Source organism: Saccharothrix sabaoui, from assembly GCF_051756985.1.
Classification (GTDB): domain Bacteria; phylum Actinomycetota; class Actinomycetes; order Mycobacteriales; family Pseudonocardiaceae; genus Actinosynnema.
Genome location: NZ_JBPKJK010000008.1, coordinates 73,092 through 97,289, shown reverse-complemented (window position 1 = coordinate 97,289; position 24,198 = coordinate 73,092). Strand labels below are relative to the sequence as shown.

The 24,198-nt window shown below is 74.1% G+C and carries 17 protein-coding genes and 1 CRISPR repeat array; of the genes, 9 read left to right on the top strand and 8 right to left on the bottom strand.

What is annotated here, in order from left to right; genetic code table 11:
* The first annotated feature begins 10 nt into the window (after positions 1-10).
* Together ACR807_RS04440 and ACR807_RS04435 are read left to right on the top strand one after the other, a co-directional pair.
* Positions 11-415, top strand: a complete 405-nt coding sequence (locus ACR807_RS04440) for a hypothetical protein (RefSeq protein WP_438919897.1) — start codon at positions 11-13, stop codon at positions 413-415.
* A gap of 93 nt (positions 416-508) precedes the next feature.
* Positions 509-1,678, top strand: coding sequence for a cytochrome P450 (locus ACR807_RS04435; protein ID WP_438919896.1), 1,170 nt, complete (start codon positions 509-511; stop codon positions 1,676-1,678).
* Between the two features lie 6 nt (positions 1,679-1,684).
* Here ACR807_RS04435 and ACR807_RS04430 read toward each other — a convergent pair whose 3' ends face one another.
* Both ACR807_RS04430 and ACR807_RS04425 read right to left on the bottom strand, forming a co-directional pair.
* Complete coding sequence (locus tag ACR807_RS04430) at positions 1,685-1,978, bottom strand: STAS domain-containing protein (RefSeq protein ID WP_438919895.1); 294 nt, start codon at positions 1,976-1,978, stop codon at positions 1,685-1,687.
* Positions 1,975-6,048: a SpoIIE family protein phosphatase gene (locus tag ACR807_RS04425; RefSeq protein ID WP_438919894.1), complete on the bottom strand. Its 4,074-nt coding sequence runs from the start codon at positions 6,046-6,048 to the stop codon at positions 1,975-1,977. Before ACR807_RS04425 ends, ACR807_RS04430 begins: the two co-directional genes overlap by 4 nt.
* A 125-nt stretch (positions 6,049-6,173) precedes the next feature.
* On the opposite strand from ACR807_RS04425, the gene ACR807_RS04420 reads away from it, so the two are divergent.
* The 3 genes from ACR807_RS04420 to ACR807_RS04410 all read left to right on the top strand — a co-directional run bounded on the left by ACR807_RS04420 (position 6,174) and on the right by ACR807_RS04410 (position 9,866).
* Complete coding sequence (locus tag ACR807_RS04420; RefSeq protein ID WP_438919893.1) at positions 6,174-6,743, top strand: GNAT family N-acetyltransferase; 570 nt, start codon at positions 6,174-6,176, stop codon at positions 6,741-6,743.
* Positions 6,744-6,819: 76 nt separating this feature from the next.
* On the top strand, positions 6,820-7,053 hold the full coding sequence (locus ACR807_RS04415; RefSeq protein WP_438919892.1) for a hypothetical protein: 234 nt from the start codon (positions 6,820-6,822) through the stop codon (positions 7,051-7,053).
* A gap of 534 nt (positions 7,054-7,587) precedes the next feature.
* Positions 7,588-8,223: direct repeats of the CRISPR family, unit length 28 nt; unit sequence GTCTTCCCCGCGCGAGCGGGGGTGGTCC.
* 419 nt (positions 8,224-8,642) lie between these two features.
* Entirely contained in the window at positions 8,643-9,866 is a 1,224-nt protein-coding gene (locus ACR807_RS04410; RefSeq protein ID WP_438919891.1) for a PP2C family protein-serine/threonine phosphatase, read from the top strand.
* 79 nt (positions 9,867-9,945) lie between these two features.
* On the opposite strand, the gene ACR807_RS04405 is transcribed toward ACR807_RS04410, so the two are convergent.
* A complete protein-coding gene (locus tag ACR807_RS04405) occupies positions 9,946-10,395 on the bottom strand; it encodes a hypothetical protein (protein ID WP_438919890.1) in 450 nt (149 codons plus the stop codon).
* A 641-nt stretch (positions 10,396-11,036) separates the two neighbouring features.
* Positions 11,037-11,507, bottom strand: coding sequence for an ester cyclase (locus tag ACR807_RS04400; RefSeq protein WP_438919889.1), 471 nt, complete (start codon positions 11,505-11,507; stop codon positions 11,037-11,039).
* A gap of 211 nt (positions 11,508-11,718) precedes the next feature.
* Between ACR807_RS04400 and ACR807_RS04395 the strand changes: the two genes are divergently transcribed.
* Positions 11,719-12,345, top strand: coding sequence for a TetR/AcrR family transcriptional regulator (locus ACR807_RS04395; protein ID WP_438919888.1), 627 nt, complete (start codon positions 11,719-11,721; stop codon positions 12,343-12,345).
* 473 nt (positions 12,346-12,818) lie between these two features.
* Here ACR807_RS04395 and ACR807_RS04390 read toward each other — a convergent pair whose 3' ends face one another.
* Positions 12,819-14,189, bottom strand: a complete 1,371-nt coding sequence (locus ACR807_RS04390) for a transposase domain-containing protein (protein ID WP_438919887.1) — start codon at positions 14,187-14,189, stop codon at positions 12,819-12,821.
* On the opposite strand from ACR807_RS04390, the gene ACR807_RS04385 reads away from it, so the two are divergent.
* Positions 14,170-14,352 carry a hypothetical protein gene (locus ACR807_RS04385; RefSeq protein ID WP_438919886.1) on the top strand — a complete coding sequence of 61 codons (183 nt, stop codon included), beginning with the start codon at positions 14,170-14,172 and terminating at the stop codon, positions 14,350-14,352. The genes ACR807_RS04390 and ACR807_RS04385 overlap by 20 nt on opposite strands.
* Positions 14,353-14,476: 124 nt before the next feature.
* On the opposite strand, the gene ACR807_RS04380 is transcribed toward ACR807_RS04385, so the two are convergent.
* Together ACR807_RS04380 and ACR807_RS04375 are read right to left on the bottom strand one after the other, a co-directional pair.
* The gene (locus ACR807_RS04380) at positions 14,477-15,073 is read right to left on the bottom strand and encodes a helix-turn-helix transcriptional regulator (protein WP_438919885.1); all 597 of its coding nucleotides are present in this window, start codon (positions 15,071-15,073) and stop codon (positions 14,477-14,479) included.
* The gene (locus ACR807_RS04375) at positions 15,070-15,672 is read right to left on the bottom strand and encodes a LuxR C-terminal-related transcriptional regulator (RefSeq protein WP_438919884.1); all 603 of its coding nucleotides are present in this window, start codon (positions 15,670-15,672) and stop codon (positions 15,070-15,072) included. Before ACR807_RS04375 ends, ACR807_RS04380 begins: the two co-directional genes overlap by 4 nt.
* A 231-nt stretch (positions 15,673-15,903) precedes the next feature.
* Between ACR807_RS04375 and ACR807_RS04370 the strand changes: the two genes are divergently transcribed.
* Positions 15,904-18,735, top strand: coding sequence for a type 2 lanthipeptide synthetase LanM family protein (locus ACR807_RS04370; protein WP_438919883.1), 2,832 nt, complete (start codon positions 15,904-15,906; stop codon positions 18,733-18,735).
* A gap of 193 nt (positions 18,736-18,928) precedes the next feature.
* Positions 18,929-21,850: an ATP-binding protein gene (locus tag ACR807_RS04365; RefSeq protein WP_438919882.1), complete on the top strand. Its 2,922-nt coding sequence runs from the start codon at positions 18,929-18,931 to the stop codon at positions 21,848-21,850.
* A gap of 62 nt (positions 21,851-21,912) precedes the next feature.
* On the opposite strand, the gene ACR807_RS04360 is transcribed toward ACR807_RS04365, so the two are convergent.
* Positions 21,913-24,195, bottom strand: coding sequence for a lantibiotic dehydratase (locus ACR807_RS04360; RefSeq protein ID WP_438919881.1), 2,283 nt, complete (start codon positions 24,193-24,195; stop codon positions 21,913-21,915).
* Positions 24,196-24,198 lie beyond the last annotated feature (3 nt).

Genomic DNA, 24,198 nt, shown 5'->3' with positions numbered 1-24,198 from the left:
GGATGACGGGGTGACCAAGGCACAGAAGATCGCAGCGGCGTGGTCGGGCCTGTCCGCTGCCGACCTGACAGACGAGGTGAGGCACCTCGTGCAGACGCGCGACGCCGGCGCGCGGGCCATCTGGGTCGCGGTGCGCGAGAACGCCGTGCTCGCCGCGCGCGTGCGCGGGTCGCTGGCGGGCCTCAAGGCCGAGTACCGCGGTCACCGCGACGAGGCCATGTGGCTGCTGTGGGTGAACCAGGTGCAGCAGCAGCTGGCCGTGCCCGCCGCCGCGCCCGCGCCGGCGCCCGCCCCCGTCCAGGACGAGGTCGCGGACGACGACGCCGTCGTGGAGATCTCGCTGCCCGCGCCCGCCGCGCCCCGCCGGGCGGGCGCCGCGCCCGCCCTGCTGTTCCAGGAGCCGCTCTCCTCCTGACGGCCTGACGGCCGCACGACGCCCCATCGGCGTCTGTGGCCGGGCCGGGACGCCCCCTAGGCTCGTCGGTGTTCCCGTTCGGGGGGAGGACCCGTGACCCAGGAGGCGGCGCGCAAGGTCGACCGCGGCGAGCCGGTGGTCGGCTGCCCCGTCCGGCTCGACCCCGACGGGGTCTGGCGCATCACCGGCTACGAGGAGGGCCGCGCGTTCCTGCGCGCGGGCGGCACCGTGCAGGCGGGGCTGGGGATCGAGACCGTCGAGAAGATGCCGTCGCACATCCGTCGCCCCGTGCTCTACCGCGACGGCCCGGAGCACCGCGAGGACCGCAGGCAGACCGCGCGGTTCTTCACGCCCCGCCGGGTCGACGAGACCTACCGGCCGATCATGGAGCGGGTCGCGGACGAGCAGGTCGCGCGACTGCGCGCCGAGGGCGTCCTCGACCTCGCCGACCTGGCCTTCCGGGTGGCGATCGACGTCACCTCGGCGGTCCTCGGCCTCACCGAGAGCAGGCCGGGCATCCAGGCCCGGCTGGAGCGGTTCTTCCCGGAGAAGTTCGGCCGGCCCGGGTTCACCAGCCTGGCCGGCCTGCGCACGATCACCCGGCAGACCGTCGGCTGGCTCGCGGTGTACTTCGCCGACGTGCTCCCGGCGGTGCGCGCCCGCCGCGCCGCCCGGCGCGACGACCTGGTGTCCCACCTGCTCGACGAGGGCTGCTCGACCGGCGACGTCCTCGGCGAGTGCCTGACCTTCGCCGCGGCGGGCATGGTCACCACCCGCGAGTTCATCGTCGTGGCGGCCTGGCACCTGTTCACCGACGACGCGCTGCGCGCGGGGTACCTGGCCGCCGACGAACCCGGCCGCCTCGCCGTGCTGCACGAGGTGCTGCGCCTGGAGCCGGTGATCGGCCACGTGCGCCGCCGCACCACGGCCCCGGTCACCGTGGGCGGCACGACCGTGCCCGAGGACGCGCTGGTGCACGTCCACCTCGACACCGCCAACGTCGACCCGGCGGCGGTGGGCGACGCGCCGTTGACCCTGCGCCCGGGCCGGGCCGTGTCCGGCGGCGGCGCGCCGACCGGCCTGACCTTCGGCGACGGTCCGCACCGGTGCCCCGGCTCGCACATCGCGGTGCTGGAGGCGGACGTCTTCCTGCACCGCCTGCTCTCGGTCGACGGCGTCCGCGCGCTCGGCACGCCGACCGTGTCGTTCAAGGAGGACATCGCGGGCTACGAGCTGCGCGGGCTGCGGGTCGCCGTCGGGTGAACGGCTTCAGCGCTGCACGACGGTGGTCAGCTCGGTCAGCCCGCAGATGCGCAGGACCGGCAGCAGCAGGCGGCCGGCGATGAGGCGGATGTCCTCCGCGTGCGCGAACAGGGCGTTGAGGGCCGCGCTGTCGAGGTAGTCGACCCCGGTCAGGTCGACCGTCAGCGGTGTGCCCGCGGTGAGCCCCTCGGTCAGCGCGTCGGCGAACTCGGCGACGTTGGACAGGTCGATCTCGCCGGTCGCGGTCAGCGTCGGCGAGCCGTCGACCCCTCGGGAGTGGGTCACGGTCAGATCGGTCATGTGATCCTCGTGTGCATCTCGACGGTGGTGCCGGCGGCACCGTGGTGGACGGCGACGTCCCGCATCAACGCCCGGATGAGCGGGATACCCCGTCCCCGGTAGGTGTTCACCCGCGGCGCCCTCCACCGGCCGCCGTCCGCCACGGTGAGGCGCAGCTCGTCACCGTCGAGGGACACCCGCAGCCGGACCGTGCCGTCCGCGCCGCCCCGGTAGGCGTGCTCCACGGCGTTCGCGCACGCCTCGCCGGCGGCGAGCAGCACGGTGTGCTCCTGGTCCTCGGTCAGCTCGCAGCTGCGCAGCCAGGCGCGCAGGGCGTGCCGGACGGGGGCGAGCTGCGCGGTGTGGGCGGCGAAGTCCACGGTCAGCGGCGCGGGGTGCCGGTAGACGAGCAGGGCCACGTCGTCCTCGAACCCGCCGGGCGGGGCGAGGTCGGTCATCAGGCGGGTGGCGAGGGCGTCCACCGAGGCGGCCCGGCCGTCCCGCACGACGGCGCCCACGTCGGCGATGCCGTCGTCCAGCGCGCGGCGGCGGCGCTCCACCAGGCCGTCGGTGTAGAGCACGAGGGTCGAGCGCCCGGGGACGGCGGTCCGCGCCTCGGTGCGCGCCCGGTCGGGGCGCACGGCCAGCGGGATGGACCGGCCGCCGTCGAGGAGGCGGGTGGTGCCGTCGTGGTGCACGAGCACGCCGGGCGGGTGGCCGGCCGCCGAGTGCACCAGTTCGCCCGTGGCCGGGTCGAGCACCGCGCAGAACACGGTCGTGGACAGGGCGCCCGGCAGCGTCGCGGCGAACCGGTCCAGCGCGCCGAGCGCCTGGGCCGGCGACGGGTCGCGCAGCAGCAGCGCCCGGCACGCGCTGCGCAGCTGCCCCATCACGGTGGCCGCCTCCAGCCCGTGGCCCACGCAGTCGCCGACGACGATGCCGATCCGCCCGTCGGGCAGCCCGATCGTGTCGTACCAGTCGCCGCCGACCTTCAGCGGGCGCGTCGCGGGCTCGTAGCGCACCGCGAAGCCGTCGGGCAGGTGCGACGGGCCGAGGATCGCCCGCTGGAGGGCCAGCGCCGTCTCGCGCTGCTGGTCCATCTGGTGCACCCGGTGCAGGCCCTGCCCGAGGTGGCCGGCCAGCAGCGCCAGCAGGGTCCGGTCCTCGGCGGAGCACGGCCGGTGCTCGCCCAGGTCGATCCACAGCACGAGCGCGCCGCGCGGGTGGTCCAGCGCGATGCCGGCCGCGCCCGTGCCGTCGACGCGGGTGGTCAGCGCGGGTCCGGCGCCCAGGGCGAGGGTGGCGTCGCGCAGCGCGGCGGGCAGGTCCTCCCAGCGGGCGGGGCCGTCGGAGGCCACCACCTCGGGCGGGTCGGCGGCCACCGCGACGGCCAGGACGCGCCGGGCGTCCCACAGCGACCGCAGCTCGTCCACCGCGCCCCGGACCGCCTCGCCCAGGCTGTCCGCCCGCGACAGGCGCACGCTGAGCGCCGCCAGCGCCAGGTCGCGCTGCACGGCGTAGTGCTGGGCGGTGACGTCGCGGAACGTGCCGACGATCACCTGCCGGCCGGTGTCCGGGTCCTTGACCCGGCTGAACGCGGCGGCCACCCACAGCCGGTGGCCGTCGCGGTGGGTCACCGGGATGGTCGCGGCCCCCCGGCCCTCCTCCAGCATCCGGGAGACGGCCCGGTCGGCGCGGGCCAGCGCCTCGGGCTCCGCGCCGGGCGCCAACCACCACGGGTGGCGCGGCGCGTACGGCAGCCCCTCGGGGCCGTAGCCGAGGATGTCGGTGAACGCGGCGTTGACCTCGACGACCGCGCCGTGCTCGTCGCAGACGAAGAAGCCCTCCTGCAACGAGTCGATCAGCGCCGAGCGCCACGCCGCGTGGCGGTTGCGCAGCCGCGCCAGCCGCACGGTGGTCCGCACGCGGGCCAGCAGCTCGGCCGCCGAGAACGGCTTGACGAGGTAGTCGTCCGCGCCTGCGTCCAGGCCCTCGATGGACGCCTCCTGCCCGGCGCGCGCGGACAGCAGGAGCACCGGCACGCCGGCCGTGCGCGGGTCGGCGCGCAGCGCGGCGACCAGCTCCAGCCCGTCCAGCCGGGGCATCATCACGTCGCTGACCACCAGGTCCGGCGGGGACGCGCGCGCCGCGTCCAGCGCCGCCCGGCCGTCGACGGCGGTGGTGACGCGGTAGCCGGGCGCGAGGAGTCGCCGCAGGTAGTCGCGCATGTCGGCGTTGTCGTCGGCGACCAGGACGCGGGCGGGTCCCTCGTCGCCCGCCGCCGGGACGTGCCGCGGCAGCGGGCCGTCCACCTCGGCCGCGGCGTCGTCGGCGGGCAGCAGGCGCAGGGCCTCCCGCACGAACGGCTCGGCGGCGGCCGACACGGTGACGGGACCGGCGAGGTGCACGACGTCGTCGGCGGGCAGGTGCGCGGAGCCGAACGGCAGGCGGACGGTGAACGCCGTGCCCCGCCCCTCGGTGCTGGTCGCGGTGACCACCCCGCCGTGCAGGCCGACCAGCTCGCGGACCAGCGCGAGGCCGATGCCGCTGCCCTCGTGGGAGCGGGCGCGGGTGTTGCCGACGCGGTGGAAGCGCTCGAACAGCCGCGGCACCTCCGCCTCGGGCACGCCCACCCCGGTGTCGGCGACGGTCAGCACGGCGTGGTCGCCGTCCTGGCGCAGCACGACCCGCACCGAGCCGTCGAACGTGAACTTGAGGGCGTTGCTGAGCAGGTTCAGCACCACCTTCTCCCACAGCTCGCGGTCCACGTGCACCGGCCGGTCCAGGGGTGGGCAGTCCACCTCGAAGGCCAGGCCCGCGCGCTCCACGGCGGAGCGGAAAACGGCGGCCAGCTCGGTGGTGAACGCGGCCAGGTCGAGCGGCTCGTAGCGGGCCCGGAGCCGACCGGCCTCGATGCGGGAGAAGTCGAGCAGGGTGTTGACGAGCTTGCCCAGCCGCAGCCCGTTGCGGTGCACGGCCTCCAGCTCCTCGCGGGCCGGGTCGTCGGCGGGCAGCCGGTCGCGCAGCTCCGCCACCGGCCCCATGATCAGGGTGAGGGGGGTGCGGAACTCGTGGCTGATGTTGGAGAAGAACGCGGTCTTGGCGCGGTCCAGCTCGGCCAGCTCCTCGGCCCGCCGCTGCTGGGCCTCGTAGGCGAGCGCGCCGTTGACCAGGGACGCGGTCTGCCGGGCCACGAGCTGGAGGAACGACTCGTACGCCTCGTCCAGCGCCCGCGCGGCCCCCGCCGCCAGCACGATCGCGCCGACCGGCGCGCCGCCCGCGTCACCGGGCAGCGGCAGCACGACGGCCTCGGTGGGCCGGGTCCGCCAGTCGCCGGCCGGCACCTCGCCCGCCAGGTCGCGCAGCACGACCGGCCGGCCGGTGCGCAGCACCTCGCGGACCGGCCACGGCTGGTCGACCCGCGCCCCGGCGGGGGTCGTGGCCACCGGCTCGTCCTCGCGGTCGTCGCCGGTCGCGAGGTGGATCGCGGCGAACGGCACGTCGCGGCTCGACCGCTCCAGCACCCGCGCCACCAGCTCGCACGCCTCGACGGCGCCGCGCGCCCCGCCGGCCAGCGCGCCGAGGTCCTGGAGCACGGCGAGCCGCCGTTCGCCGACGACCCGCTCGGTGGTCTCGCTGACGGCGGTGAACACGCCGCGCACCACGCCGTCGTCGTCGTGCAGGGGGCTGTAGGAGTAGGTCCAGTAGGTCTCCTCCCAGTAGCCGTGGCGCGCCATCGGCAGCAGGAGGTCCTCGGACCAGGTGGCCTCGCCGGAGTCCATGACGGACCGCAGCATCGGTCCGATGGTGGGCCAGATCTCGCTCCACACCCGCTCCCCCGGCTTGCCCAGGGCGGGGTGCTTGCCGCCGAGCAGCGGGAGGTAGGCGTCGTTGTAGAGGAACGTGAGCTCCTCGCCCCACCAGACGATCATCGGGAACCGCGAGGTCAGGCAGATGCGCACGGCGGTGCGCAGGGTCGCCGGCCACGTGTCGGGTCCCGCGCCCCCCGGCCAGGGGTGGGCGCGCATCCGCCCCGCCATCTCGCTGCCGCCGGGGAACAGCAGCTCGGCCCGTGGTCGACTCTCCGGCACCCCGGCATCTTGCCCGGTACCGGGGAGATCCACATGATGAGCGACGCCGCGCCCGCCCGGTGGGTGGTGACCGGGAGGAGCATGGTGACCGTGCGTATTCGTGACGACACGTCGACGGCCCCGCGGTGACCCCCGTCGTGCCCGGCGGGTGGCCCGGTGACGCGGAGGTGCGCACGGCGCGCCTGCGCCTCGAACCGGTGCGCGCGGCGCACGCCGCGGCGATGGCCGCGGTGCTGGCCGACCCCGCGCTGTACGAGGTGACCGGCGGCGACCCGCCCGACGTGGCCGACCTGGAGCGCCGGTACCGGCGGTGGGAGCGGCCGGTGTCCGACGACGGTCGGGAGGGGTGGCTGAACTGGGTGGTGCTGGCCGGCGGGGAGGCGGTGGGCACCGTGCAGGCGACCACGTGGTCCACCGGGGCCGGGCCGGCCGCCGAACTGGCGTGGGTGGTGGGCGTGCCGTTCCAGCGGCGCGGGTACGCGACCGAGGCCGTGGGCGGGGTGCTGGCGTGGCTGCGGGAGCGCGGGGTGCGGGAGGTGCTGGCGCACGTGGCGCCGGGGCACGCGGCGAGCGAGGGCGTCGCGCGGCGGGTGGGGCTGCGGCCCACCGGCGAGTTCCGCGACGACGGCGAACAGCTCTGGCACCAGGTCCAACACGTGGATGCGGGATTCCTCCCACCACGGCCGGCGGTGTGACCGGCCCGTCCACACCCACCGCCGCGTGCACCCCACGCTCCTCCGTGGTGGGACCGATCCCCAGGAGGAGGTCACCGTGGGTGAGCGCATGGTGCCGAGCCTCGCGGCGGACCGGGACTGCGACTCGCTTGTGAACCGTGGACGGAAGGAGCTTCGCGACAAGTTCCGCGACTTGCTTGAGCAGGCCGGCGGGACCGGACGGCGGCCTCCCGGTGTTATCGCCCTGGCGAGGGCAACCGGTGTGTCCAGGTGGCGGGTGGAAATCACGCTTGCCGAACTGCGCGGCATCGCCAGGCGTCCTGCTGCGTGAAGTGGAGACGGGGTGGCGATGGCCGACTGGCGATCGTGTCGCCTTGCAGGGCATCGCGGGCGCCGTCGTCAGAGGTGGCGATCGGCGGGGTTGGACGGGAACAGAGGTTGAGGTGAGCCCAAGTCTGGGCCAGTCAGGTCTTGCCAATCCCGCAGGTCCCGCCAATCGCGGAGATTACCGCCCTACCACCGGTCCTCGGCTGCCGTCATCCGCGGAGGAATCTCGGTGAGGGCGTGGTCAAGTGCGGCCAACTGATCAACGCGGCCGACGAACCCCGCCGGTCGGGACCGAGCTGCCGTGGGGTGGGCGCGGGGTCGGAGTGGGGGTGGACCGCGCAGGTTACTGTCGAAAGCGGGATCGGCGATCACCCGCCGGAACACCGTATCGCCGGTCCGTCGCCTCAACATGCTGACTTCGCAGGGAACGACGCGAGAGGACCGACGTCAGCCGCATCACCCGACCACCGATATTCGACACTGGAACGAACCGAATAAAAAAGGACACCATGGCCTGTAAAGTCGCTGGTCATGAAGTGTCTTCCCCGCGCGAGCGGGGGTGGTCCTTCCTCCCGGGAAACCACCAGGGCGGGGAGGGGGTCTTCCCCGCGCGAGCGGGGGTGGTCCCATCGACCCGAGGACGTGGCCGTGATGGCACCCGTCTTCCCCGCGCGAGCGGGGGTGGTCCCAGCGGCGACGACGAGGACGGTACGCCCAACGTGTCTTCCCCGCGCGAGCGGGGGTGGTCCGTTGGTGTGCCCGTAGTAGCCGCCACCGGGCAGGTCTTCCCCGCGCGAGCGGGGGTGGTCCGGAGCTGATCGACAGGCACTGGCTGCGCCCGGTGTCTTCCCCGCGCGAGCGGGGGTGGTCCTGGACAGTCCGTCCGCGGTAACCGCGCCGGGCAGTCTTCCCCGCGCGAGCGGGGGTGGTCCGGCGCCCACGCCGTCACCCTCACCGCGAACACCGTCTTCCCCGCGCGAGCGGGGGTGGTCCCCGGCTCGCCGTGTCCGGCGCGGCCCTCAACCTGTCTTCCCGCGCGAGCGGGGGTGGTCCCGGGCGCACCGCGTTCGCCCGCGGCGAGCGTGAGTCTTCCCCGCGCGAGCGGGGGTGGTCCAGACACCCTTGGCTGCCCCGCCTGCGGACTTCGTCTTCCCTGCGCGAGCGGGGGTGGTCCGGCGGAGACCACGTCGGCCCCGCTCAGGGCTCGGGTTCGCGATACCGTCGTGCTTCCTGGCGGCGGTCCGTCCGCTGTAGCTACTGGCGCTGCTGCTGTCGGGCCTGTTGGTCGCGCCGATCTTCATCAACACCTTTCTACTGGTGGACAAGAAGATTGCCGTCGATTCCCGCAACGAGGCCGACAACTGGATTTCGGCCAGCACCAATCTTTTCAACGCCGTCATCACGGTGATCGTCGGTACCTACGTCGCAGGAGGTCAATGGATCGCAGCACTCGGCGTGCTCAGCGGGTGCGCAGCAGTGGGTCTGGTGGCCGCCTTGCTGACCCGCGTCCGGTCCGATCGGGCGATCGGACCGCCACCCGCCCTCACCGGCTCGGACGGCGAAACCCGCCTGGCCGTCGCCTACCCTTCACCCGTGTTCGATGACGCTCGCAGCTGGCAGGCGGTGTTCGCGCAGATCGTCAACCGGTCGCACCTGGCGACCGCGGGCGGCCTGCCGGGCATCCTGGACGAGGCGACCGCGTCGGTCGGGATGTCGGCGGAGCTGTACCTGGTCGACCTGGGGCAGCGGGACCTGCGCCCGGTCCGGCCGCGGGGCGGGACGTCGATGTCGATCGAGGCGACGCTGGCGGGGCGGGCGTTCGCGAAGCTGGAGATCGCGGCCTCGACGGCCGAGGACGGGGCGGCGCACCTGTGGGTGCCGGTGCTCGACGGCACCGAGCGCCTCGGCGTGCTGCGGATCGACCTGCCCGCGGGTGCCGATCCGCACGACCGCGTACTGCGCGAACGCTGCTGGGCGCTGGCCGGGCAGGTCGCGCACCTGGTGCTGAGCAAGCAGCTCTACAGCGACCTGTTCCACCGCGTCCGGCGCACCCGCCCGTTGTCGGTGGCCTCCGAGCTGCTGTGGCAGCTGCTGCCGCCGAAGGTGTTCGCCTGCGAACAGGTGGTCATCGCCGCGGCGATGGAGCCCTACGACCAGGTCGGCGGCGACGGCTACGACTACGCCGTGGACGAGGGCCGCGCCTACGTGGCGATCTTCGACGCGATGGGCCACGACCTGCACGCCGGCCTGACCACCTCGATCGCCCTGGCCGCGACCCGCAACGCCCGCCGCGCGGGCGCGGACCTGGTCGGCGCCGCCGAGCTGGCCGACGACACCATCGCCGCGCACCGCCCGTCCGACTCGTACTCCTACGCCACGGCCTTCCTGGCGCACCTGGAACTCGACAGCGGCGAACTGCACTACCTCAACGCCGGGCACCCGCCGCCCGCGGTGCTGCGCGACGGACGGGTGGTGCGGCTGCTCGACGCCCCCGGCCGCACCCCGCTGGGCCTGGGCGAGATGAACACCACCAAGCCCGTCGTGCTGCGCGAGCAGCTCGAACCCGGCGACCGGGTGCTGTTCTACAGCGACGGCGTGGTCGAAGCCCGCAACCCGCGAGGCCAACAGTTCGGCCTGGACCGGCTCGTGGACCTCACCGAACGCCACGAGGCAGCCGGCCTGCCCGCCCCGGAGACACTGCGCCGCGTCGTGCGCGCCGTGCTCGACCACCAGGGCGGACAGCTCCAGGACGACGCCACCCTGCTGATGCTGGAGTGGACCACCACCGACCAGGCCACCCTCCTGCCCGCTCTGTAACCCGCCCCGCCGGTACCGACGCCTCGGCGCGGCACTCCGCCGAGGCGAGCTGCTCGAACCCGGCCACCACACAGCCGCTTCAACCATCCGCCGCGTGATCAACGCCTGTACGTACCGCCCGCGCCCGGACGTGACACCGGTACCTCGTGGCGGCGGTTCCCCTGACTTCGCCTGGCCGGTCCGCCAACGCGGTGAGCGCCTCGCGGTCGTCCGGACTCAGCGCGCCGCAGGTACCGGCCAGCACCGTGCGCAGATCTGCGGCGCGCTCGCCGAGGTCCAGCGCGTCCAGCGGCGCGGCGCGCAGCTCCTCGACCAACTCCTCCACCGGGTGGTCCTCCGCCCGGGCGGCGACGATGCCCAGCGCCAGTGGCAGGCCCGCGCAGTGCCGGATCAGTTCGTCCACCGGGCCGGGCAACCGGGCAGGTGGCTTTCGGCGGCGGCAGCCGGAGTGGCCATCCTCCCAACCGAAGCCGCCGCCGTCGCCGCCGCTGCCAGTGCCGTGCGAATCGTTGAATCCGCAGGTCAGCACGGCCGTACCCCGACCATGTCCGGCCCCGCAGGTGGCGCCGAGCGGGCGGTGAAGGTACCGACGGGGTTCCGATGAAGCCGAGAACGTCGTCCCCGCCGATGGCGACGTTGGTGTCGACGCAAGTTTTCACGTGAACGCACTTCTGACCGATGTCGAACGACGCGGTGCGGGGCGGGCCCAGGTGGTGGCCCGGACCGTGTTGTCACCACGCGGTCCACGGCCTGCTGGACCAGGGCGTCGAGCTGTTGGAATGCGCGCGACGCCTGGGCGTGTCGCTCAACACGGTCAAGCGCTACGCCCGCGTCCCCTCTGATGGTGGACAAGCAAACGAAGCTTCCGGCGATGGCCTCGCCCTTGGTAGGAAGTCGTCCACCAGGAGCTTCGTTACGCTTGCGGCCCGCACCACCCGGTTGGAAACGACTTGGTCATGGAGGCATCTCAGTGGTGGCCGTGGCTGACGAGGGCATCGCCGGTCTCCTGCCGGGCACCGGTTCTCGTCGAAACCGCTCCGGAAGTCCAAGCGGTGTTTCCGGCGTACCGACTGGCACGACGGCATCGGTCGAGGTCGTGCGATCCCTTCCGCCCGCTCCGCGGCGCGGGGGTTCTGGACAGCCGACGCGCCGGCGCCTCCCGGTCGGGGGCTACACCCCTGTGGCAGCCGTCTCGGCGGCCTCGATCGCCGACTTGAAGTCGGGGGCGGCTCCGATCTGGGCGAGCATCACGCTCGTCGCGTTGTAGCAGTTGAACCTAGCGATCTTCCCCTCACGGAGGTACCAGAGGTCCGCCGCCGGCATGTCGATGCGCCTACCGGTCGGGCGGATGTCGCCGATCGGGGTCGGGAACCCGCCGAGGTGCGTTCCCTGGATCCGCAGTTCGACGGCAACGACATCGCCGAGCGCGCGGACTTCGAGCAGTTCGCGGTGGATGTCGGGAAAAATGCCGGCGAGGCCCGTCAACGCCTGAGGGATCTGGTCCCCGCGGAAGGTCTGGGAATTCGGCACGTCGTTGAACGTCCCGTCCTCGGTGAACAAGGCGTGAAAACCGGCTCCGTCGAGGACGTTCCCTTCCGCCAGTCGGTACGCCTCGCGGACGATCTCTTCGTTGCTCTTCACTTCTACTCTCCTGTGATTCTTCGCATCGCTGTAGGGAACAAGTCGCCGCCGCCCGGGCGGCGGCGCGGGCCCAGGGGCTCGCGGGCGGCCCGGGGTCGGGTGACGACGCTGTCCGCCAGGGCGACGACGCCTCCGACGTGGTCTTTCCGATGCGCGCCCAGTCAAGCTAGCAAGTTTTTGACCATATGGTCAATAACGTAAGCTGGCTCACGTGCCTCGTCCCCGCAAGTTCCGCGAGAGTGATGTCATCAGCAACGCCAGCGAGGTGTTCGCCGTGCGCGGCCTCGCCGCTGCGACACTGGATGACCTGGTGCGGGCGACCGGCCTGGGGAAGCAGAGCCTGTACAACGCGTTCGGCGGGAAGCGGGAGTTGTTCTTCCGGGCGCTCTCCGAGGATCGGGAGGAGGCGACGCGCGCCGTCTCGGAAGCGCTCGGGCACGATGGCGCTTCGCCACTAGAACGAATTCGGGGTCACCTGCTCACGATGGCGATCGAGTTCAGCAGCAGTGATCGGCGGGTCTCGCTCACCACGCGTGCGCTGGTCGAATCGACCGGTGAGGAGGATCCGCTCTCGACGGCCACGAAGGCCGGCATCGAACAGCTCGCCGGGATCTACGCCCGATGCCTGGAACACGCTCGGGAGAACGGGGATCTCGCGGAGGACGTGAACGTGCAGTCGCTGGCGCTCTACTTCGTCGCCGTCACCCGGGGGATGGAGTTGCTCGGCCGCGCCGGTGTCGGCCGCGGCGTTCTCACCGCGGTCGCACTCGACGCGCTTCGCGCGCTCCGCGGTCAGCGCATGGAAGAGGCCGGTGATCGCCCGTCCGTGCGGGAGTGACCGCCGACGTCCGGCCGCTGCCGAGGTGAACCCCCTTCGGCAGGTCCGCACACCCTCCGCCGGGTCGGTTGTCACCGGTCGTGGAAGTCGCTGTGATCCGGCTGGACATCGAGCACCTGCCCGGTACGGCGACACCGAAACCGTTGTGGCTCTGGTGCTCGACGACCGGTCGGGAAGCCACACCCACCGCGGCCCGGATGGATCGGTTGTGGCAGACGTTCCTGCTTCGGTTCGATCTGGAACACGGGACTTGGGACTTCACCCAATGCCGGGTAGTTAAGGATTTCCGTTCTCCTGCAAGGAAGTCGGCGACCAGGTCGTGGCGGCATAGAGACCGGGGTCGATCTTGTGGATGAATCGGCTGTCGGCCCATCGGGAGAGCTGTCTGTACATGGTGTCGAGGGTGGTGTCGCCGAAGTGGAGCGCGATGTCGCGGGGTCGCCAGAGACGGGTGGGATCTTCCTGCAGCAGGATCAGAATCCGGTGCCTGCGACGCTCGGCGGGGGTGATGTTGCGGTCGTCCCGGGAAGCGGTGGGCAGCGCGGGCTGCGGGTGCTCACCCGTGGCCGTCGGGACGGGAGGAGCGCGGCCAGGACCCGACGCGCGATGACCCCGGCGTGTCCGGTGTCGTCGGAGACGATGCCGGCTGCCTGGACGACCTGGTCGCGGGCGGCGTGCAAGGCGATGGTGAACCCGCAGCGGTCCGGGTCGGTGCCGGGCCGGGACTCAGCGGCGTCGACCATGACGGTGCGCAGGAGTTGGTGGAGCGTGAGCAGGGACCACATCTCCTGCTCGAGCCCGGCCGGGTCGCCCGAGCGCAGGACGCGTCCGCCGGTGATCGTGTGGCGCAGGGCGTAGTACGCCGATTCGTGTTCCCACCGCTGGTGGTAGAGGGCGACCAGGACGGCGGCCGGGTAGCGGCGGGCGTCGGTCAGGGTCGTGACCAGCCGATAGGTGCCGGTGAACGTGGTCCCGCCTGCCATGGTCACGGTGATCCGCGCGTCGACGACCCGCACCCGCACGGCGCCGATCGTGGACAGGTAGGAGCCGTCGACGAGACGGGCCAGGACGGGGATGCGCCGGTTGTCGCGCAGCCGTCCCAGGATCTTCGCGCCGGTGGCGTGCACGTCGGCGAGGAAGGCGTTGCTGTCGAAACCCTTGGCCCACAACACCACCATGTCCGGGGTGAGAAGGTGCGGCAGGCGTCTGGCGTAGTCGGTCTCGCCCTCGCGGGTGGGGCCGAACACCGCGCCGATCAGCGCTCTCGTGCCGGTCTCGACCAGTGTCATCAGCTCCACCAGGGGGTAGCCGCCGTTGCCCGGGGAATCGAGCCAGGCCCGGTTACGGGCGGTGTCGGGGACCCTGATCGAGCTGCAGCCGTCGAAGGAGACCATGCGGTAGGTCCCGAACCGGACACCGGGCGTGCAAGGTTGGGCCAGCGGCCCGGACAGCACCTTGAACAGGCGGCGCATCGGCGCGCCGCCGAGTCTGCGACGCAGATCCCGCAAGGCTTTCGCCGACGGCTCGGCCACCGCGAGACCGGCCAGTCCTCCGATCAGCTTCTGCCAGACCAGCCGGTAGCCGACCTCCGGGAACAGGCACATCGCCAACAGGAAGTAGATGGGGCTTGACCCGTCTTGACGGACATCCTGATCCTCACCCCGTCCGTCAGGACGGGTCGACCCCAGACCCGTTCGCTTCGACCTTGGGTCGTGGTACGCAGACACGAGCAACCGATGAGACCTGCCCGAACGCCACGGGCCGCGGAAGACGGTCCACGACCGGTTCCGGCGCCGGTCGCGCGACGGCACCCTCACCGCACTCGTGACGAAGGTCCGCGTCATCGCCGAGGCGATCGACGAACTCGACCGCGAGGTCGCCAGAGCCCGCCGCACGACCACCACCGCATCCCGCACAGGGGTGGTCGGGGCGTGCGGCGGGCACGGCGAGCCAGGTGATCGCGCCATCGGCCGCTCCCGCGGCGGACCCACCACCAGGACCACCTGACCTGCGACGGCCGCGGCCGAACCGGGTGATCGCGGACAAGGGCTGCTCCAGCCGCGCCATCCGCTCCCACCTGCGCCGGCGCCGCATCCCGGCCACCGTGCTCATCCGGCTTCGAGGGCAGGTACTAGATGAGGCCGGAGCGGACCGCGGCGGCTACGGCGTGGGCTCGGTTGCGGGCGTTGAGGCGGGTCATCAGCTCGTAGATGACGTTCTTGACGGTGTGGGCCGAGCAGGACAGCGAGTGGGCGATGGTGGCGTTGTCCAAGCCGTCGGCCATGAGGTGGAGCACGACGACCTGGCGGTCGGTGAGGGCGGGCAGGTGTCGTGGTTTCGTGAGCATGCCCCGACCGACGACCCGGACCAGGAGGTCGTGGGGCAGGCGACCGTCGCCGTCGTGGAGGGAGTGCAGGGTGTTGAGCAGGCGGGTGGGGGTGGCGTGGGCGGAGCGGAGGAGGGCGTCCGCGCCTGCCCGCACCGCCCGGGCGGCTTCGGCCGGGGAGAAGGTCTCGGCGATGACCAGTACCCGGCGGGTGGTGGGGCGGCCCGAGGCGTCGAGGGCTTCGTCGACCGTGCGGGCGGCGGCCAGGACCACCGGGGCGGAGGCGTGCTCGGGGGTGGGGGCGATGGCTATGCCGGCCTGTCGCAGCGTGGCGAGCAGGCGGTCGCGGGAGGTCGGGTCCGGGGTCCGGAGGCACACGCACAGGAGGTCGACGGCGGTCATAACAGGCCCGTCCGCAGGGCGTAGGCCACCGCGTGGGCGCGGTTGCGGAGGCGGAAGCGGTTGGTGATGTCGTGGACCACGCTCACCACGGTGCGCGCCGAGTAGGACAGTTCACGGGCGATCTCCTCGGTTTCGCGGCCTTCGGCGACCAGGCGCAGGACGCTGCGCTCGCGGTCGCTGAGAGCCGACGCCTTCCGGTCGGTCGTGGTGGAGGCGGTCGTCACCAGCCTGCCCAGCATGTCCGGCGGAACCGTGGAGTCGCCGCTCGCGGCGGCGAGCACGGTACGCGCCAGCCTGCCCGCGGTGGCCTCGGAGCGACGGAGCAGCCCGCGGGCGCCCGCGGCGATCGCGTGCAGCGCCTCGTGCGGCGCCACGTCGGTCGCCACCAGCACCACCTCGGGCCGGTGGTCCGCGCCGCGCACGGCGCGCACGAGGTCCAGGCCCTGTTCGCCGATGTCGTCGACGATGACCACGGTGACCGCGGCCGGCCGGCCGGGCAGCACGACGACGAGGTCGGGACAGCTGTGCAGCGCCGCTATCGCCCCGGCTTCCAGCATCGGGTCGAGCGCCACCGCGTTGACCGGCACCGGTTCACCCATCGATTCCTCCTCAACCGTCCATCAAAACCCCCGGCTACAGGATCGGCGGTCGGCGGTCGACCACGCATCGGTCCCGTTCCCGTACTTTCGCGTGGACCGGCTGAGCTGGGCGGACATCCGCCGTTGCGCCATCCGTGGCGACGGCGCGCCGCATGCGGGAGCGGGCCGGCGCAAGAGTGTGGGGGTCGGACACGCATGACCGCGCAACACACCGGTGGCAGGCTCTTCGGCATGCCGAAGCCTGTCCACCCGACCACCGCGGCCGTCCTTCCCGAGGCGTGGTGGTTGCCGGGTCTGGCCCCTCATGAACGCGGCGGGCACGCCACCTCCGGGTCCGCCGCTCGACAGGACGACCGCCGAATCGCGCTCCCCCGCGGCTGCACCGAGCCCGGACCGGGTCCCGGGACCGCGTGTGACGAGCTGCTCGGTGGTCCTCCCACCGGGGTGCGCCGCCCGGACTGGGCGGCCACGGTGGAGCGGGTCGTGCGCCGGGCGGCACCGGTGAGGACGGCGGTCGAGCTGGGCGGGACCTGGCGCGCGGCGTTCACCCGCGTGTTGCGGCCGTTCACCGACGACGCCGTCGCCCGGATCACCGAGGGCTCCGGCGCAGCGGCCCCGCCGGGGGTGCTGGCAAGTACCGGCACCGCCCTCGGCGATCGCCTCGTCGACATCGCCGCTCGCACGCTCGTCACCGAACTGCGGCGGTCGCGGGCCGGGGACGAGAGGAGCGCCCGCCCCTGGACGGGGCTCCCCGGCTTCACCCGCCACCTCAGCTCCCCCGCCGGGCTGGCCGAACTGGTGACCACCTACCCGGTGCTGGCCCGACTGCTCGCGCAGGCGTGCGACCGCACCGCCGTGGCGACGCTGGACCTGCTCGACCGCCTCGCCGCCGACCGCGCGCTCGTGGTCGACTCCCTGCTCGGCGGCACGGACCCCGGCCCGGTCGCCGCGCTCGTCCCCGGGGACCGGCACGGCGGTGCCCCACCACCGGTGCTGGTGCGGTTCGCCGACGGCAACCGCGTCGTCTACCACTCGCACGACGTGCTGGCGCAGGTTCGCGTGGGGGAGTTCGTGGGCCTGCTCGCCGGGGTGGTCCCCGACTTCCGCGTCCGCGCCGCGCGGGCCCTGCCCCGACCGGGGTACGGCTGGTCGGAGTTCGTGGCCGGGAACGGCGTTCCCGACGCTTCGGCAGCCGGCCGCTTCCACCGCGGACAAGGCGCGCTCCTGGCGCTGCTGCACCTGTTGCGGGCGACCGGCCTGCACCACACCAACGTGGTCGCCGACGGTGACACACCGGTGCTCGTCGACGTCCAGGCGCTGTTCGACCCCGACGTGGCCCCGTCGCCCGACCACGACCCGGCCGAGGAGGCGCTGCGGGCCTCGGTGCACCGCATCGGTCTGCTCACCGGCCCGGCCGGTCGGCCCTCGACCCCCGGCGACCACCGATCCGCGCTGCTGACCGGTTTCCGGCAGGCCTACGACGCCATCACGGCCTACCGCGGCACTTTCGCCGAGGCCATCGCGGCCTGCGCCGACATCGACGTGCGGGTGCTCGCCAGACCGGTCGCGCACTACCGCGCGGTGCTGGACGAGACCACGCGCCCGGAGGTGCTGCGCGACGCGCTCGACCGGGACCGGGTGCTGTCCGCGCTGGTGGCGGACCGGACCGGGATCCCGGCCCAGCTCGCCGACCACGAGGTCACCGCCCTGCGGAACGGCGAGGTGCCGGTGTTCACCGCGTCCGCCGGTCGCGGTCGGCTGCGCGCGCCCTCGGGCGCGCCGCTGCCCGTTCCTCTCCCCCGGTCCGGCGTCGCCGCGTCGATCGACACGTTGTCCGGGCTGGACGAGGTGGACCGCGCGAACCAGGAGTGGATCATCTCGGCGGCGCTGGCCACCCGCCACCGCGTGACAGCGCACCCGACCGCCGCGCCGATCGCCGCGCCGCGCGTCGGGCCGGTGGTCCACCCCGACCAGCTCATCGCGGCGACCTGCGCCGTCGCCGACCGGCTCGTCGTGCGCGCCTTCGGCGGGGACCGGGTGAACTGGCTCGGTGTCGAAGCGGTCGCGGACCGCCGGTGGTCGCTGTCGCCGCTGGGCGTCAGCCTCGGCAACGGCAGCCTCGGCGTCGCCGTGTTCCTGGCCCAGCTCGCCGCCGTCACCGGCGTCGCCCGCTACGCCGACCAGGCCGTGCGCGCCGTCGCGGGCACCACGGGGATGGTCGACGCGTTCGCCGGCAGGCCGGACCTCGTCGACGCCGTCGGCTGGGGCGGGCTGGCCGGTCTGGGCGGCGTCGCCTACGGCCTGGGGCGGCTGAGCCTGCTGCTCGACGACCGCGCCCTGCGGCACCGCGCGGCGCGCCTGGTGGCGCTCGCCGACGGGTCGGTGCCCGCGGTGACCGAGCCGGGCTGGGTCGGCGGGCTCGCCGGGTGCCTCGCCGCGATGACCGCCGTGCAGGTCGACCTCGGGCTCGACGGGGCGGGCGAGGTCGCGCGCGGCTGCGCCGATCGGCTCACCCGCCTCGTCGACCGCCCCGACCGGGACCGGGCACGGTTGCCGGTGGCGTTCGCCGACGGGCTCGCCGGGATCGGCTGGGCGCTGGCCACCCTCGGCCCCGAGACCGCGCACCGCGATGCGGGGTCGCGCCTCGGGGCCAGGGTCGCCGAGGACGTGGCCGCGCGCGGCGCCCCGGTGCCGGACGCGTGGTGCCGCGGCGGCGCGGGCGTCGCGCTGGTGGGCGCGGGGACGGCGTTCGCCGACGGTCCGGTGCGCCGGGACCTCTCCCTGTGCCACGGCGAGATGGGGGTGCTGGAGGTGCTGGGCCTGCTCTCGGGGTCGCGGGCGCGCCACGACCCGACGGCCGATGCGCTGCGGCGCCGCACCGGCCAGGTGCTCGACGTCCTGCGCAGGTACGGGCCGGCGTGCGGGGTCCCGGGCACGACGACGACCCCCGGCCTGCTGACCGGGCTCGCCGGCATCGGGTACGGGCTGCTGCGGCTGGCCGCGCCCCGGCGGGTGCCGTCGATCCTGCTGCTGAGCCCCGCGGCGATCACCGCAACGGGATAGCCGACTGCGGCGAAGCGTGAATGTCGCGGACGCGAGCCGGGGCCGGGTCCACGGGTGTTTCCGGTGCGCCGGTCGGTGGTAGTGAATTGCTGCCTGCGGACGCCCCGGAATCGCTTTCAGCCCAACGGATCCACATCCTTCATCGGTTAACAGTTTTCCATGTGGATTCACACTCGGGTGCTAATATCCGATTGTGGCTCATCGTTCGACGGAACTGGTCGGTCGTGAACGGGAACTGCACGTGATCGCCGACGCGATCGCCGACGCGGGCAACGGGCGCGGCCGGACCGTCTTCGTCACCGGTGAGCCCGGTATCGGCAAGTCGCGGCTGCTCTCGGCCGCCACCGAACTGGGGCACGCGGCGGGCATGGGCCTGCTGCGGGGGCGCGCCAGCAGCATCGGCCCGACCGCACCGTTCCGCCCGCTGACCGAAGCGATCCTCTACCTGCTCCGCGCGGAACCGGTGGACCCCGCCGAGCTGGGACCGTACGGGCCGATCCTCGGCCGGATCGTGCCCGGGTGGGGCGAGCCGCCCGCGGGGTACGACGGCGACTCCCTGGTCGTGCTCGCCGAGTCGATCCTGCAGCTGACCGGCCTGGTCGGTCGCGGTCGCGGCTGCCTGATCGCCCTCGACGACCTGCACGACGCCGACGCCGAGACGCTCTCCGCGCTCGAGTACCTGGTGGACAACATCGACCGGCAGCCCGTCCTGCTGGTGGTCGCCCTCCGCGACGAGGAGTGCGCCGCGCGCGTACTGGCCGCCACGGCGGCGCAGCGGGGGCGCTGCACGCCGATCGAACTGGACCGGCTGACCCGGGCCGATCTGCACCCGCTCGCCGGTTCCTGCCTGGAGGTCGACCCCGACCGCGTCCCGGACGACATCGTGGACCTGTTGTGGGCGGGCAGCGCGGGCAACCCGTTCACGGCCGAGGAACTGGTCACGATCATGGCCGACGACGGCGTGATCACCAGCGACGGGGACTCGTGGTCGCTCGCGCCGGACCTGGCCCCGACGCTGACCGCCGGGCTGTCGCGCCCGCTCGCGCGGCGGGTGGCGGGCGTCGGCCCGCGGACCCGCGAGGTGCTGGCGGTCGCGGCGACGTTCGGCTCGCGGTTCCCGCTGCCGGTGGTGCGGCTGGTCACCGGGCTGACCGACCACGCCCTGCTGAGCCTGCTCCAGGACGACCTGGCCGGTCACCTGGTGGCGCCGGACGAGCAGTCGCCCGACTGGTACGCCTTCCACCACCAGCTCAGCCGGGAGGCGGTCCTGGCGCAGCTCGGCGACGGCGAGCAGGCCCGGCTGGCGGCCTCGGTCGCCGACGCCGTCGACACCCTCCACCCCGACCACCCCGGCGAGTGGTGCGAGGTGGCGGCGCGGCTCCGGCTGGACGCGGGCGACCGGCAGGCGGCGGGCAGGCATTTCGCCGAGGCGGGCTGCCGCGCCTTGGCGCTCGGCGCGGCGAAGTCGGCCGCAACCCTGCTGACCAGGGCGTGGGAACTGCTGGCCGAGGAGCCGTCGACCCGGGCCACCGTGCTGGGCGAGCTGGTGCCCGCGCTGGCCGAGGCGGGGCTGGTGGAGCAGGCGCTGGCCTCGGTCGGCGACGCGCAGCGCGTGCACGACCTGATCCCGCGGCAGCGCGCCGCCCTGCACACCCAGCTGGCCTGGGCGGCCACCGTCGCCGGGCTGGCGGACCGGGCGCAGTCGCAGGTGGAGGCGGCGCGGGCGCTGCTGGCGCCGGACGCGGCGGCCGAGGACACCGCGCCGCTGGACGTGGTCGACGCGCACCTGGCCCTCGACCGGGTCGGGACCGGCCAACTGGGCGCCGCGGAGCGGATCGCGCGCAAGGCGGTGGCCGTCGCCGACTCCGCGCCGCTGCCGGTCGTGGCCTGTCAGGCGTGGCAGCTGCTCGGCTCGATCGTCCGGCACCGCGACCCCGACGAGGCCACGGTGTGCCTGGAACGCGCCCATTCCCTCGCGATGCGGCACGGCCTGCCGATCTGGCAGATCCACGCGCTGATCCGGCTCGGTGACGACGACGCGCTGCGCCACGGCGACGTGGCCCGGCTGGAGCGCGCCCGCGACCGGGCCCACCGGGCGGGCGCGGTCACCGCACGCCACCAGGCCGACGCGGGCATCGCCCTGCACCTGATCCTGCGGGGCGAGTACGCCGCCGCCCGCGCGCTCATCGACGAGGTGCACGCGTCCACGAGCCGATTACACCTGCTGGACACCACCAGGCGCATGACCCTGCTGCGCGCGGTGCTCGCCGCGCACGAGTGCGACCGCGCCGGGGTGGACGACTCGATGGCCGAGTTCGTGCGCCGCGGGGGCAACACGACGTCGCACGCCGCGCACGTGCACGGGCTCTCCGGCGCGTTCTGCTCGCTGCTGGAGGAGGACCGCCCGCGCGCCCTCGCCGACACCACCCGCGCGGTGTCCGGCGTGCACGACGGGTCGAGCATCCACCACCTCTCCGGCCGCCACGGCCTGCACGTGCTGCTGCGAGTGCTCTCCGGTGACGCGGACCGGGCCGAGCACGGCACGGTGACCTCCGACCCGGCCAGCGCGCTGCGCTGGGACCGGCAGTTCACGGCGTTCGCCGACGCGGTCCTGCTGGGCCGCTCGGGCCGCACCGCCGACGCCGCGCGCGCGGTCGCCGCGGCCGAGGACGTGGGCGAGCCCTACCCGATGGCCCGCAACCTGGGTCTGCGGCTGGTCGGCGAAGCGGCGCTGAAGGACGGCTGGGGCGACCCGGCCGCGTGGCTGCGGACCGCCGAGACCTACTTCTACGGCCGCGGGGTGACCACGGTGGCGGACGCTTGCCGCGCGCTGCTGCGCCGCGCGGGTGCGCGGGTGCCGCAGCGGCGCACCGGGGTCGACCGGATCCCACCCGCCCTGCGCTCGGCCGGGATCACGCCGCGCGAGTACGAGGTGCTGGGCTGGCTGGTCGGGCGACTGGGCAACCACGAGATCGCGGCGCGGCTGCACCTGTCCCCGCGCACGGTCGAGCGGCACGTCTGCAACATCATGACCAAGACCGGGCAGCCCAACCGGATCGCGCTCGGGGCGTACGCGGCGGCGTTCGTCGGCCGGGACGCGGCCGAGCGGGACTGACCCGCGCCGGCTCGGCGCGCCGCGGGAAGGGCGCGCAGACGGACCGGCCGCGGTGGCGCGGGTCACCGATCGGGCCGGTCGACCGCGACGAAGCGCAGCTCCGAGGTGTACCGCGCGCCCGCGTCGTCGACCAGCCACGCCTGCTCCGGGGTCGGCAGCATCTCCGTCACCACCACCCGGCCCGCGGGGGCGCGGCGGGCGAGCCTGCGCACCGCCTTGGCCAGCACGTTCACGTACACCGGCGCGTCGAAGTCCACGTAGAACGGTCGTGGCTCGCCGGGCAGCACCGCGAACGCGAACCGCGGCAGGCCCAGCGACCTCGCCCACGCCCTCGCCAGCACGAACCGCCGCGCCTCCGACTTCTGCTCGGCGAAGGTCAGCGCGCCCACGTCCACCGACCAGGACTCCCGGGCCACCACCAGCCGGTCGACCGCCACCCGGGGCGTGTGGTCGGCGTCGGCGGGCAGGACCTGGAACAGGTCCATGGCCAGCGTGGTGAGCACGTGGCCGAACACGTCGAGCACGGGGAACTCGGCGCCGTCGGGCAGCACGGCCACCAGGTCGCCGCCGCGCTCGCGCACGCGGGCGTCGGCGCTGAGCACCGCGCGGTCGCGCCGGAGGTCGGCCGTGTTGTCGACCAGGGCGACGCGGTAGTCCTCCGGGCGCGCCAGCGAGTAGTGGATGCGGGTCGACAGCCGTGACCGGTGCTCTTTGGGCAGCACCGGCAGCAGGCGCGGACCGGGGAAGTCGGTCGTCGTCTCGGCCACCAGCTCCCCCGGCGCGGGGTGCTGGTTGACGAACAGGGACGCGCCGAGGGTGTTGGCCGCGACGTGCAGCTCGCCGAGCACCAGGTCGACATCCCCTCGGCGCAGGTGCTCGTCGTCGGCGGCGACGACGAAGACGTCCGGGCTGGCGTAACGGGCCGCGCCCCAGCGGGCGCCGGGCTCGCCGAACGCCTCCCGCACCCGGTCGGCGATGTCGGTGCCGCGGACCCGGACCCGCCGGGCGCCCGGCGCGATGTCGAGGACCCGCGCCCACCTGGTGGACAGCGCGCGGCGCAGCGACTCCGCCTCGGCCGCCGCGGTGCCGTGCAGGACCGGCATGCACGCGAACCAGAACGCGGCCAGGTCGACCGACCCGGCGGCGGCGAGGTCCGCGTGGACCCGCCGGACGCCGTCCAGCACCGCGTCGGCCAGCCGCGCGGTCAACCAGGACGCGGCGGTCAGCAGGAGGTCGAGCGGGGCGAGGGCGGTCAGCACCCCGGCCCCGACGCGGGTGCTGCCCGCGCGGACGCAGTCCGCGTACACCAGTCCGCGGCCGGGCGCGGTGCCCGCGCCCTTGGTGCGGGTGGTGGCCGCGCCGGTCACCGCGGTGAACTCGCAGGCCAGGGCGTCGAGCGCGGCGGGCAGGTCCGCGTGCGCCGCCGTGCGCACCTGGTCGCGGGCGCGTTCGAGCCCGTCGAGCACCGCGAGGCCGCGGTGGCGCAGATCGGCGTCCCCGACGCCGGTCAGCCACGCACGCAGGTGCCGCTCCGGACGGGCCCCCGCGGGCAGGTCCAGCCGCTGGACGACCCAGCGGCGGCGGCACAGCTCCGCCAGCGCGGCGGCGACGTCGACCCCGTCCCCCAGCTCCCGTTGGATCGCCTGCTCGGTGCGGACGCCGTCGCAGAGGTCGAGGACGCCGCGCAGCTCCGCCGGGATGGTCGTGGGGGGCAGGCCCGGCAGCACGACCGCGCCCCCGTCGACGTCCTCGTCGACGCGGACGAACGGGACCCGGCGCGGCGCGATCCACCGCCGCGCGGCCGGGTCCGCGCTCAGCACGCCCGCGAGCGCGTCGACCGACCAGCTGGAGAAGTACACGGTGGACCGGGCGACCAGGCCGCGACCGGCGTCGACCTCCAGCCCGGGGATCGTTCCGTCCCACCGGCCCCACCCCACCGGGCCGAAGAAGCCGATCGTGTCGTTCTTCACGCAGAACCGCTGCCAGTAGTGCGCCACCAACTCCTCGCGCTGCCGGGGCTTGCTGGTGCGGCCCGCCGCGGAGGGGCGCCACGCGGTGAACGGGTCGACACCGGTCCGCAGCGCGGCGGGGTTCTGCCACTGGACCGCTGCCCGGAACGCGGGCAGGGCGGCCACCGCTTGCAGCTCGACGGCGGTTTCCACGGCCGACTCGGCGAACCGCTCCTCGAACAGCTCCCACGTCGGCCCGGAGAGAACCGGACCCAGCTCGTCGGCGGCCGCGGCGAGCCCGTCCGGGGCCAGCCTGAGCACGCCGTCGGCGGGGAACCCCGCACCGCGCACCGCGAACTGGTCCCACAGCCGCCACCGCTCGCTCAACCACACCATGCC